The sequence below is a fragment of the Kutzneria sp. NPDC052558 genome, from assembly GCF_044547355.1.
Lineage (GTDB): Bacteria > Actinomycetota > Actinomycetes > Mycobacteriales > Pseudonocardiaceae > Kutzneria.
On sequence record NZ_JBIUAG010000032.1, the window covers coordinates 46,805 to 57,627 of the forward strand.

Here is a 10,823-nt window from a genome sequence, read left to right on the forward strand (position 1 = left end):
CCCCCGAGGCGGCGACGTCCAGATGACGTCCAGAGCATGGTGACAGACTTCGCGCCGCCACGAACATGGTTGGAGCCGAAGGGGGAACGATGGGGAAGACCTGGCCGCGTCGCTGGTCCGCGGCGGTGGTGGCGGTGTTGTGCCTGCTGGTCGGTCTGTCCTCGAACAGCGGTGCGGCCGTGCCGTCGGCGGCGTCGGCGTATTTCGTCGACCAGAACGGCACCGTGACCGCGTTCGTCGACTCCGACAACGGCGCCACCACGATTCCGGTCGGGAGCCAGAAGATCGCGCCGCCGGGCGCCCCGATCACCGCCGTCCGCACGGCCGGCGGCCTGTCCGCGTTCACCGTCGGCAACGACGGCACGGTCCTGAAGACCTGCCCGACCCAGGGTACGGTCCCGGTCACCGACCCCGGCGCCGCGCCCAGGGGCGCGAAGCTGGTCGCCGCCGCGGCCGACGGGAAGCTCCGGCTGGCCATCGGGGGGCAGCCGGGCTTCACGTTGTTCATGGAGGTCATCGACCCCTGCGGCACAACGGGTCCGAAGCCACCGCCGGCCAAGATCATCGTGCCGTGGGCCCCGCCCGGCGGCGATTTCGCGATGGCCACTCTCACCGACGGGCGGACCATGCTGGCCGCCATCGACGTCGACGGCGCGCTGCACGTCCTGTGGGTGAGCCCGACCGGCGCGCTGTCCGACGCCGTGCTGTCGGCCACGGGCGTGGCGACACCCGGCGAACCCATCGCCGTGACGCCGAAGTCCGACGCCACCCCGGACACGCTCCTGCTCTTCTACACCGGCCTCGACGGCCGGGTGTACGAGGTGCGTCCGGCCGCGCCCGGGACGCCGGTTCCGCACCCGGCCGCCGGCGACGCGCCGGCCGGAGCCCGGCTCGCCGCCGCCACCGGTCCCGCCGGCAACTTCGTCGCCTACGTGTCCAAGAGCGGCGCGGTCACCGTGCTGCCCTCCGACCCGACCGGCGGCTGGCAGCCCGGATTCCAAGCCACCGCAACCGGAATCGCCCCCGCCGGCGCCGGCATCGCCGGCACGGCCGCCTTCGACGACGACTTCTACTGCGGCAACGGCCCCCGCCCGGTGAAGATCAAGGTCGGCCCGCACGGCCCCGGCCCGGGCGCCGTGTGGCCCGCCGGCCCGCCGAACATGGTCGGCCCGACAACGGAATTCGCGGCCTGACAACCGGTCGGGCGGTCCCCGGGGAGAGACCGCCCGACCCACTTGCGCGAGATCCGGGGTGATGTCATGATCGTGCCATGTCTGATGGAAAGGGCGTGTTCGCCCAGGCGCGTTGAGTCGCCACCCGCGGCGTGAGTTCCGCCGCATCCCCGTCAATACCGTGTGGTCCGACATCGCCCAGATGCGGTCGGATTGGCTCGCTCATGGGCTGAGCACGGCCGGCGCGGACCGGTCGGCCGCCGAGGAAGCCATCACCGGGCTGTATGCGCTGCTGGGCGAGCCGCCGCCGGAGTTCGTGTGGATCCCGTCGCCGGGCGCGATCGGTGATGTGCTCGAACCGTCGCCGGTCCTGCTGCGGTCCGACGGGCCATGGCCGCTGGAGAGCCGGCTGGCCAGTCTCGTTTCCCTTATGCGCCAACGGCTCGATGGTCCGCTGACGCGTTACGAGGTGTCCCTTGTGGACAATGCGGTGCGCAAGAGGCTGGGCGAGTCGGTGCGCCGGGCGGTGGCCTACCGGATACGCGAGGAGCTCACGGCCGGCTACGGCCTGCACTGGTACGGCCAGCAGGACGCCGACTGGGTGGCGTACTACCAGGTGTTCCACCAGGTCTGCGGTGTTCCCTTCGCGCGCAGGCACATCGAGCAGTTGGAGCTGTGGGCGACGATCGCCCGGTCCTGCGGCTGGTGGTGGCCCCGCGACGGCCGCTGCGTGATTTCCGAACGACCGCTGGCGATCCGGACCGAGACCGTGGACAACCAGTTGCGGCTGCACGATCGCGCCGGCCCGGCGGTGGTGTTCCCGGACGGCTGGTCGGTGCACTGCTGGCACGGCACGAGAGTGCCGGCCTGGGCGGTGCGGAACCCGACCGTCGAGGCGATCGCGGCCGAGCGCAACATCGAGATCCGCCGCTGCGCCATCGAGAACCTGGGCTGGCCGACCTACATCGAACAAGCCGGCCTGAAGCTGCTCGCGCAGGCGCCGGACCCCGGCAACCACGGCAGCGAACTGCGCCTCTACGAAGACTGGTCGGATCGGAACAGAATCCTGTTGGCCGTCAACGGCTCCGTCGAACGGGACGGCACCCGCCGCTGGTACGGGCTGCGGGTCCCGCCCTGGCTGTCCGACCCCGTCGACGCCGCCGGCTGGTCCTACGGCCTGACCGGCGCCCAGTACTCGCGGCTGCTACGCCGCACCTGAACCCCTTCTCTCCCAAGGTGATCACCATGAATCTGGCAGAACTGCTCAGCTGGTCCGGCCTCGACGTGCTGGACCACCTGGAACGCGAGGTCGCCGTCCCGGTCGTGGACGGCCTCCAGGCCCAGGGCGACCTCATCGTCATCCCGCTGGACATGCTCGGCGCGATCCTCCTGTGGGGGTCCGGCCGCTGGCAGCCGGTGCCGCCCAGCGGCGTCGAACTCGTCCGCGGCGAGGGCGGCAACAACCCGCACACCCTCGTCGCCGACGTCGGCACCTGCCACTGGACCAACGGTTTCCGCGACGCCACCGGCCTGGCCATCGCCGTCGTCGATAACACCGCACCCGCCTACCTGGTGCACCCCGAGCACGGCGGCAGCGGCATCGCCCCCGGCCGCTGGCTCGTCCGCCGCCAACAGGAACGCGGCGTCGGCCTGCGGGGCGCCGTGCTCGTGGCCGACTAGGAGAGCCACCCGGTGACGATGTCGGCCAGCAGCGACATCGGCACCGGGCCCTCGGCCAGCACGGCCTCGTGGAAGTCGCGGATGTCGAAGCGATCGCCCAGCGTCGACTCGGCCAGCCGGCGCAGCCGCTGGAACTCCAGGCGCCCCACCATGTACGCCAGCGCCTGCCCGGGGACGGCGAGGTAACGGTCCACTTCGGACACAACGTGGTGCGGGGCCATCGGGGTGTTGGCCAGCAGGTAGTCGATGGCCTGCTGGCGGGACCAGCCGTGCGCGTGCAGGCCGGTGTCCACGACCAGGCGGCCGGCGCGGGTGGAGTCCATCATCAGCATGCCGAGACGGTCCAGGTCGGTGGAGTAGAGCCCCATCTCGTCGGCCAGGCGCTCGCTGTAGAGGGCCCAGCCCTCGCGGTACGCGGTGACGGAGGCGGTCCGGCGCAGCATCGGCAGCCAGTCGCGGGACTCGGCCCGCGTGACCTCGAAGTGGTGCCCGGGCACGCCTTCATGGAACGACGTGACCTCGGTCTTGTGCCGGGCGGCCTCGTGCGGCACGGCGGTGTTGACGTAGTAGGTGCCGGGGCGGGAGCCGTCGAGGGTGCCGTGCCGGTAGGCCGGCGGCGTCGAAGCCGGGGTGCCCGGGGGATAGGGCAGCACCTGGCAGGCGACGGACGGCAGCCGGTGGAACCAGGCCGGGGCGACGGCCTCGGCCCGGCGCACGGTGGCGTCGGCGGCGGCGATCATCTCCTCGGCGTCGGACCACCGCAGGGCTGGGTCCTCCCGCAGCCGGCGGAAGATCTCGGACAGGTCGTCGGTGCCGAACACCGACCGGCCGAGCGGGACGTACTCGTCGGCCAGCCCGGCGATCACGTCGAGCCCGATCCGGTGCAGCTCGTCGGGCGTCAGGGACGTGGTGGTATGCGCGCGCACGGCCTCGGCGTAGCGGCGTTCGCCTCCGGGCAGCCAGCAGACGCCGCCGTGCTCGGCGTCCCGGCCATGCGGCATCAGCTCGGTGGCCAGGAAGTCCCGGTACGCCGCGATGGCCGGGGCCACCGCCGACGCGACGACCGGCCGGCAGGCCTCCGACCGGGCGTAAGCGTCCACTCCGGACAGTCGGGCGTTCAGGTTGTCGATCGTCTGCCGGACGAGATGGGCGACCGGGGTGAGCCCGTCGGCCAGGCCTTCCCGGTGTCGCTGGGCGATCGCGGCGAGCGCATCGGGCAGCGCGGCCAGTCGTTCGGGCAGACCTTCGGTCACGGGCACGTCGGCCAACAGGGCCAGCAGCCCGGCCGCCGGGGTGAGGAACAGGCCGCTGACCGAGAACTCGATCCAGCGACCCTCGATCTGCCCGAGCAGTTTCCCGGTCTCGTGCTCGATGATCCGCCGGGTGATCCGGTCGGCGTCGCTCAGGCCCTCCTCCGGCACGGCCCGGGCCCGGGCCGCCACCGCCTCGATGGCGGCGGCGAACCGCTGGTCGGCGGCCCGGCTGTAGTCGGTGAGCCGGTGGTCGTGGCCGGGCAGGCCCATCAGGCTGGCGCTCAGCGGGAATCGATCCAGCTGCCGCTCGAACAGCTCGTCGGCGAGATCCACCAGCACGGACATGACATTCCCCCAGGTGAGAAACGGGGAACTGCCTGTATGATCGGACGTCTCGGTTCCCCCGACGGCGACCCTACCGGGGCCGCGCGGAGCCGGCGGACCGGTCCGATCGCCGCAGCGACCCTTACTCGCGGCCCGGAACGGGCCCCCGGATCGGTCGCCGACCGGGCGAGGGCCCCAATGGCGTGGACGCACCGCCGCACGTAACCCCGTGACCTGGGGATTCGATACATCTGGCGACGCCCGTTACACCAAGATCCGGTAAAACGGCGGATCTGTCACCCCAAGGGAGGTTAGGCATGGCTAACCTTCTAGAGAACCCCTATAAACCACGACGAAGATCCCTAAACTTGGTTGAGTCCAGGGAAGCGCTCGTGCACAGTGATGTAGACCACAACGAAGTGGAGACCGTGAAGGAACCCGACGACATGAGACCTGGGGAGTGACACCGATGGGACGTCTGGACATCGACGACAGCCCTCGCGCCTGGAGCTGGAACTGGGGCGAGGACGACAACGAGGGCCAGCCGCAGCTGCCGCAGCAGAGCCTGGTCTGGGACGCCGACCGCGAGGACGGCTACGAGCCGCAGATCATGCGCGGCTTCGAGTAGGCGCTCAGCGGAAGCGCCTGCTGGATTCCCGGACCACAAGTTCGGGAGAGAACACCACGTGATGATGGACGTGCTCCTGCGGTGACTGGGTCTCGCCCAGCACCAGTTCGGCCGCGCGTCGACCGAGCAGCCGGCTCGGCTGGCGCACGGAGGTCAGGGGCACTGCGGCGGCCGCCGCGAAGTCGATGTCGTCGTACCCGACGATAGCGAGTTCTCCGGGCACGCGCACACCCGCGCGGACCATCACCTGGAGCACGCCGAGCGCAAGCAGGTCGTTGGCGCAGAACACCGCGTCCGGCCTGCGCGTCCCGGCCAGCACCCGCTCTCCGGCGTCGCGGCCGGAGACCACGTTCATCGCGTTCACCTCGATGACCCGCAGCCCCTCGGGGTCCCGCCCGGCCGCCACGAGCGCGTCGCGCGCCCCGTCCAGGCGCTGCCGGCACTGCGCGATGGACAGCGGGCCCGTGATCATCGCCAGCTCACGGTGTCCCTCGGCGAGCAGGTGGTTGATCGCCAGCGTGCCGCCGTGCCGGTGGTCCACCGACACCGAACAGGTGTCCTCCACGTCGGCGTGCTGGTCGAGCAGGACCACGGACACGCCGCGCTCGCGCAGGCGCAGCACCGGCTCGGGCGCCGCCTCGACCGGCGTGATCAGCACGCCGTGCACCCGCTGCTCGGCCAGCAGCTGGAGATGCCGGTCCTGGCGCTGCGCGGACTCGTCGCTGTTGCACAGGATGACCACGTGCCCGGCGTCGCTGGCGGCGTCCTCGGCGCCGCGGGCCACGTCGGTGAAGAACGGGTTGGACACGTCCGGCACGATCAGCCCGATCGCGCGGGCGGTGCCGGTGCGCAGCTGCCGGGCCGACTCGTTGCGCACGAAGCCGAGCGCCTCGATCGCCGCCAGCACCTTGTGCCGGGTATCGTCGGCGACGACGTCGGGCCGGTTGAGCACGTTGGACACCGTGCCCACCGAGACGCCGGCCCGGGCCGCCACGTCCTTGATGCTGACCGGCACTCTTTCCCCTTTGGGCTCGAATCGTTTCAATCAGAGTAGACCCTGGTCAACCCTGTGACACTTGACACCTTCGGGGGTCGAGGGCAGGCTTCCTGCGGTGCCGGGTTGAAACGATTTAGGGGAGGCTGCCGGTGGAGGTCGCCCTGGCGGACGTCAGCAAGAGCTTCGGCGCGGTGCGGGCGCTGCGCGAGGTGTCGCTGACGCTGACCGGAGGCCGGGCGCACGCGCTGCTGGGGGAGAACGGCGCCGGCAAATCCACGCTGATCAAGGTCCTGGCCGGGGTGCACCGGCCGGACTCCGGGCAGCTGCTGGCCGACGGCCGGCCCACCCGCTTCGCCTCGCCGGCCGACGCCAAGGCCGCCGGCGTGGCGGTGATCTACCAGGAGCCGACCCTGTTCGGGGACCTGTCGGTGGCCGAGAACGTGGCCATGGGCCGGCATCCGACCCGCCGCGGCGGCCTGGTCGACACGGCCGCCATGCGCGAGCAGGCAGAGCTGCTGTTCGAGCGGCTGGGCGTGGACATCGACCCCCGGCGGCCGGCCCGCGGCCTGTCCATCGCCGACCAGCAGCTGGTGGAGATCGCCAAGGCGCTCGGCTCGGACGCCCGCGTGATCATCATGGACGAGCCGACGGCGGCGCTGTCCGGCACCGAGGTGGCGCGGCTGTTCGGCGTGGTCGGGGCCCTGCGCGAGCACGGGGCGGCGGTGCTGTTCGTGTCGCACCGTATCGACGAGGTCTTCGAGCTGTGCCAGGACGCGACCGTGCTGCGGGACGGCGGGTTCGTGTGGTCGGGGCCGCTGACCGAGCAGACCCCGGACTCCGTGGTGCGGCTGATGGTCGGCCGCTCCCTCGACGCCCTGTTCCCCAAACAGGAGGTCGAGGCGGGCGACACCGTTCTGTCGGTGCGCCGGCTCACCCGTGAAGGCGTCTTCACCGACGTCTCCTTCGACGTCCGGGCCGGCGAGATCCTGGCCCTGGCCGGGCTGGTCGGGGCCGGGCGCAGCGAGATCGCCCGGGCGGTGTTCGGCGTGGACAAGCCCGACGCCGGCGAGATTCTGGTGCGGGGCAAGCGGATCCGCCCCGGCTCGCCGGGGGCGGCGATGAGCGCCGGCATCGGCTTCGTGCCCGAGGACCGGCGGCAGCAGGGGCTGGTGCTGGAGGCGTCCATCGAACGCAACGCCGCCCTGGCCTCGCTGGACCGCTTGTCCCGCTTCGGTTTCCTGCGCAGCTCGGCCGAGCGGTCGCTGGCCCGGGACTGGGCGGTCAAGCTCCAGCTGAAGTTCGCCAGGCTCACCGACCCGGTCGGCGTGCTGTCCGGCGGCAACCAGCAGAAGGTCGTGCTGGCCAAGTGGCTGTCCCGGCAGCCGCGGGTGCTGATCGTGGACGAGCCGACGCGCGGCATCGACGTCGGCACCAAGGCCGAGGTGCACCGCCTGCTGTCGGAGCTGGCCGGGCAGGGCGTGGCGGTGCTGATGATCTCCTCGGAGCTGCCGGAGGTGCTCGGCATGGCCGACCGGGTGCTGGTCGTCCGTGAGGGCCGGGTGGTCGGCGAGTTCGACCGGGCCGAGGCCGACGAGGAACGCATCGTGCTGGCGGCGACGGGGGTGGCGGCGGGATGAGAGCGCCGTTCGCGGGAAGGCGGCTTTCCTCCACTCCGAGTGGAGGAAAGCCGCCTTCCGAACGGTCAGTGCCGAGGCGGGTGGGGGCGCCGTTCATGCCAGGAAAGGCCCTTTCACTGCACCCAGCGCCAGTATCGGGCCTTTCCTGGCATCGGTGGGGGGAGGGGCGGTGAGTGTGATCCGGGAACTGGGGATTCTGATCGCCTTGGCGGTGGTGGTCGCGGTGACGGCGGTCGTCAATCCGCTGTTCCTGAGCGGGCAGGGGATTCGGGATCTGCTGCTGAACGCCTGCCTGGTGGCGCTGCTGACCGTGGGGCAGACGATGGTGGTGATCACCCGCAACGTGGACCTGTCGGTCGGCTCGGTGCTGGGGCTGTCGGCGTTCATCACCGCCGACACGTTCGCGGTCAACCCGGCGCTGGCGATCGTGGTGGGCATCGTGGTCGGCGCGCTGTGCGGGCTGGTCAACGGGGCGCTGGTGGGGCTGGGCAAGGTGCCGAGCCTGGTCGTCACCCTGGGCACGCTGAGCGTGTTCCGCGGCCTGGACTTCATGTGGGCGCACGGCCGGCAGATCAACGCGGCCAACCTGCCAGAAGGATTTCTGGACCTGGGCAGCGGCAGCGTGCTCGGCGTGCCGTACCTGGTGCTCATCACGGTGGTGGTGCTCGGGATCGCCGCGCTGCACCTGGGCAGTTACCGCAGCGGGCGCGAGCTGTACGCCATCGGCTCCAACCCCGAGGCGGCGGTGCTGGCCGGCATTCCGGTGGGGCGCAGGGTGTTCACGGCATTCCTGGTGTCGGGCACGGTCGCCGGGCTGGCCGGTGTGCTGGCCGTTGCCCGCTACGGCACGGTGGACGCGACGGTCGGCACCGGGCTGGAGCTCCAGGTGATCTCGGCGGTGGTGGTCGGCGGCGTGGCGATCTTCGGCGGCAGCGGGACCGTGGCCGGGGCGGCGCTCGGGGCGTTGCTGCTGTCGACGATCGGCAGCGCGCTGGAGGTCGTGCACATCGCGCAGTTCTGGCAGCAGGCGATCACCGGCGCGCTGCTGATCGCGGCCATCGCCCTGGACCGCGGGGTGGCGCTGCGAGTGGCGGCCCGGTTGCGCCGCCAGTCGAGGGGAGTCAGCGCGTGAAGTCGTTGTTGCGCTGGGAGAGCGTGCTGTTCGCACTGTTGGTGCTGGTCGCCGTGATCGGCTCGGCGGCCACCGGCGGCGCGTTCCTCACCGGCCGGGGCGTGTTCAACGTGGGCAGCGACCTGGCCGTGGTGGCGCTGATCGCGATGCCGCTGACGCTGGTGGTGGTGGCGGCCGAGATCGACCTGTCGGTGGCCTCGGTGCTGGGCCTGTCCAGCGCGCTGATCGGCACGCTGTGGAACGAGGGCTGGCCGCTGGAGGCCATCCTGCCGTTCGTGATCGTCGTCGGGGCGGTGTGCGGGGCGATCAACGGATTCCTGGTCACCAGGCTGGGCTTGCCGTCGCTGGCCGTGACGATCGGGTCGCTGGCGCTGTACCGGGGGCTGGCGTTCGTGGTGCTGGGCGACCAGGCCGTGGCCGATTTCCCGGACAGCTACACGCAGTTCGGCACCACGCCGGTGCCTGGCACCTGGATCCCGTACTCCATCGTGCTTTTCGCGGTGCTGGCCGTCGTGTTCGGATTGTTGTTGCACGCCACCACGTTCGGCCGGGCCGTGTTCGCCATCGGGGCCAACGAGGAGGCGGCCCGGTTCTCCGGCATCCGGGTCAGACGGGTCAAGTTCGTTCTTTTTGTGCTGACCGGCGCGGTCGCCGCACTGGCCGGCATCGTCTACACCCTGCGGTACGCCAGTGCCCGCGCCGACAACGGCACCGGGCTGGAGCTGGACGTGGTGACCGCCGTGCTGCTGGGCGGCGTGTCCATCTTCGGCGGCCGCGGCAGCATCGTCGGCGTGATCCTGGCGGCGCTCGTGCTCGGCGGCCTGACCGACGCGCTGATCCTGGACGACGTCGCCAACGAGGTGGTCAAGCTCGTGACCGGAATCCTGTTGCTGGCCAGCGTGTTCGCGCCGGCCGTGACCAAGCGTCTGAGAGGTGCGACACCATGAAGCGGGTGATTGTGCTGTTGTCCGCCGCCCTGCTGGTGGCCGGTTGCGGCGGCACGACCAAGAACAACTCCGGCGGCGACACCGGCGGCGGGTCGACCCAGGCCACCGCCAACCCGAACGCGCCGACGGCCAAGGACCTGAAGATCACCTTCCTGCCCAAGCAGGTCAACAACCCCTACTTCACGGTCGCGCAGGGCGGGGCCGAGCAGGCCGCGACCGCGCTGGGCGAGCAGTTCAAAGCCACCGGCCCGTCCGACGCCGACGCGTCATCGCAGGTCACCTACATCAACACCGCCGCGCAGCAGGGCCAGAACGCGCTTCTGTTGGCGGCCAACGACAGCAACGCCGTCGCGCCGGCCCTCAAGGCCGCCCGCAAGCAGGGCATGAAGGTGGTGACCTTCGACTCGGACGCCGCCGCCGACGCCCGCGACGTGTTCATCAACCAGGCCTCGTCCCAGGAGATCGCCGCCGGCCAGGTGAAGCTGATCTCCCAGGCCATCGGCGGCTCCGGCGAGATCGCCATCCTGTCGGCCACGGCCAACGCGACCAACCAGAACGCCTGGATCGCCATCATGAAGCAGGAGCTGGCCAAACCCGAGTACGCCGGCATCAAGCTGGACGAGATCGCCTACGGCAACGACGACGACCAGACCTCGTTCCAGAAGACCCAGGGCCTGTTGCAGGCCCACCCCAATCTCAAGGGCATCATCTCGCCGACCACGGTCGGCGTGGCCGCGGCCGCGCGCTACCTGGACTCCTCGTCGTACAAGGGAAAGGTCGCACTGACCGGGCTGGGCACGCCCAACCAGATGCGTAAGTTCATCCAGGACGGCACGGTCGGCTCGGTCGAGCTGTGGGACCCGGCCAAGCTGGGGGCGCTGGCCGCCTACGCTGCGGTCGCGCTGTCCTCGGGGCAGATCACCGGCAAGCAGGGCGAGAAGTTCAAGGCCGCAGACCTCGGCGAGTACACCATCGGGGCCAACGGCGAGGTGGTGTTGGGTCCCCCGCTGACCTTCACCAAGGATAACGTCGACAAGTACAACTTCTGAGGGC

10 protein-coding genes are annotated in these 10,823 nt (G+C 71.0%); 8 read left to right on the forward strand and 2 right to left on the reverse strand.

Annotated features, from left to right (window positions below):
* The first annotated feature begins 89 nt into the window (after positions 1–89).
* The 3 genes from ACIG5F_RS39180 to ACIG5F_RS39190 all read left to right on the forward strand — a co-directional run bounded on the left by ACIG5F_RS39180 (position 90) and on the right by ACIG5F_RS39190 (position 2,852).
* The gene (locus tag ACIG5F_RS39180) at positions 90–1,193 is read left to right on the forward strand and encodes a hypothetical protein (RefSeq protein WP_396525125.1); all 1,104 of its coding nucleotides are present in this window, start codon (positions 90–92) and stop codon (positions 1,191–1,193) included.
* Between the two features lie 160 nt (positions 1,194–1,353).
* Positions 1,354–2,391 carry a DUF6745 domain-containing protein gene (locus tag ACIG5F_RS39185; protein WP_396525126.1) on the forward strand — a complete coding sequence of 346 codons (1,038 nt, stop codon included), beginning with the start codon at positions 1,354–1,356 and terminating at the stop codon, positions 2,389–2,391.
* 26 nt (positions 2,392–2,417) lie between these two features.
* Positions 2,418–2,852 (forward strand): hypothetical protein, encoded by a 435-nt coding sequence (locus ACIG5F_RS39190; RefSeq protein ID WP_396525127.1) that lies wholly within the window; start codon positions 2,418–2,420, stop codon positions 2,850–2,852.
* Here the strand turns inward: ACIG5F_RS39190 and ACIG5F_RS39195 are convergent.
* Positions 2,849–4,450, reverse strand: coding sequence for a DUF885 domain-containing protein (locus tag ACIG5F_RS39195; RefSeq protein WP_396525128.1), 1,602 nt, complete (start codon positions 4,448–4,450; stop codon positions 2,849–2,851). The two genes, ACIG5F_RS39190 and ACIG5F_RS39195, sit on opposite strands and share 4 nt — an antisense overlap.
* A gap of 448 nt (positions 4,451–4,898) precedes the next feature.
* Here ACIG5F_RS39195 and ACIG5F_RS39200 point away from each other — a divergent pair, with 448 nt between their 5' ends.
* The gene (locus ACIG5F_RS39200) at positions 4,899–5,057 is read left to right on the forward strand and encodes a hypothetical protein (protein WP_396525130.1); all 159 of its coding nucleotides are present in this window, start codon (positions 4,899–4,901) and stop codon (positions 5,055–5,057) included.
* 4 nt (positions 5,058–5,061) lie between these two features.
* Here ACIG5F_RS39200 and ACIG5F_RS39205 read toward each other — a convergent pair whose 3' ends face one another.
* Complete coding sequence (locus ACIG5F_RS39205) at positions 5,062–6,072, reverse strand: LacI family DNA-binding transcriptional regulator (protein WP_396525131.1); 1,011 nt, start codon at positions 6,070–6,072, stop codon at positions 5,062–5,064.
* Positions 6,073–6,203: 131 nt separating this feature from the next.
* Here ACIG5F_RS39205 and ACIG5F_RS39210 point away from each other — a divergent pair, with 131 nt between their 5' ends.
* The 4 genes from ACIG5F_RS39210 to rhaS all read left to right on the forward strand — a co-directional run bounded on the left by ACIG5F_RS39210 (position 6,204) and on the right by rhaS (position 10,819).
* Entirely contained in the window at positions 6,204–7,691 is a 1,488-nt protein-coding gene (locus ACIG5F_RS39210; RefSeq protein ID WP_396525132.1) for a sugar ABC transporter ATP-binding protein, read from the forward strand.
* Positions 7,692–7,860: 169 nt separating this feature from the next.
* A complete protein-coding gene (locus tag ACIG5F_RS39215; RefSeq protein WP_396525133.1) occupies positions 7,861–8,823 on the forward strand; it encodes an ABC transporter permease in 963 nt (320 codons plus the stop codon).
* Entirely contained in the window at positions 8,820–9,770 is a 951-nt protein-coding gene (locus ACIG5F_RS39220; RefSeq protein WP_396525134.1) for an ABC transporter permease, read from the forward strand. Before ACIG5F_RS39215 ends, ACIG5F_RS39220 begins: the two co-directional genes overlap by 4 nt.
* Positions 9,767–10,819: a rhamnose ABC transporter substrate-binding protein gene (gene rhaS, locus ACIG5F_RS39225; protein ID WP_396525135.1), complete on the forward strand. Its 1,053-nt coding sequence runs from the start codon at positions 9,767–9,769 to the stop codon at positions 10,817–10,819. Before ACIG5F_RS39220 ends, rhaS begins: the two co-directional genes overlap by 4 nt.
* Positions 10,820–10,823 lie beyond the last annotated feature (4 nt).

What these genes read in the sequence shown, in the direction of transcription:
- ACIG5F_RS39180 (WP_396525125.1), top strand. Translation starts at nt 90, where the DNA reads ATGGGGAAGACCTGGCCGCGTCGCTGGTCCGCGGCGGTGGTGGCGGTG.
- ACIG5F_RS39190 (WP_396525127.1), top strand. Translation starts at nt 2,418, where the DNA reads ATGAATCTGGCAGAACTGCTCAGCTGGTCCGGCCTCGACGTGCTGGAC.
- ACIG5F_RS39195 (WP_396525128.1), bottom strand. Translation starts at nt 4,450, where the DNA reads ATGTCCGTGCTGGTGGATCTCGCCGACGAGCTGTTCGAGCGGCAGCTG.
- ACIG5F_RS39200 (WP_396525130.1), top strand. Translation starts at nt 4,899, where the DNA reads ATGGGACGTCTGGACATCGACGACAGCCCTCGCGCCTGGAGCTGGAAC.
- rhaS (WP_396525135.1), top strand. Translation starts at nt 9,767, where the DNA reads ATGAAGCGGGTGATTGTGCTGTTGTCCGCCGCCCTGCTGGTGGCCGGT.